The sequence below is a fragment of the Stenotrophomonas sp. SrG genome (genome assembly GCF_050031795.1).
Taxonomy (GTDB): domain Bacteria; phylum Pseudomonadota; class Gammaproteobacteria; order Xanthomonadales; family Xanthomonadaceae; genus Stenotrophomonas; species Stenotrophomonas rhizophila_A.
Window position 1 is genome coordinate 1 of record NZ_JBNBBE010000923.1, and the last position, 242, is coordinate 242.

Here is a 242-nt window from a genome sequence, read left to right on the forward strand (position 1 = left end):
CATCGATGCGCTGCCGCGCCCGGGCGCGCGGGATGTCCTGCACCGCCGCCAGGAACTCCAGGTTCTCGCGCTCGGTGAGGTCTTCAAACAGCGAAAAGCGCTGGGTCATGTAGCCGAGGCGCCGGCGCAGCGCTTCAGCCTGCTCCGGTATGCGCAGGCCGAGCACTTCGATCTCGCCCGCGCTCGGGGAGAGCAGGCCGCACAGCATGCGGATGGTGGTGGACTTGCCCGAGCCATTCGGC

Annotated in this window: 1 protein-coding gene; it reads right to left on the bottom strand. The window is 69.0% G+C overall.

Going from position 1 to position 242, the window contains the following annotated elements:
- Nucleotides 1-242, bottom strand: a 242-nt coding sequence (locus ACQG3P_RS22185) for an ATP-binding cassette domain-containing protein (protein ID WP_426806257.1), incomplete at both ends; no start/stop codon positions are given.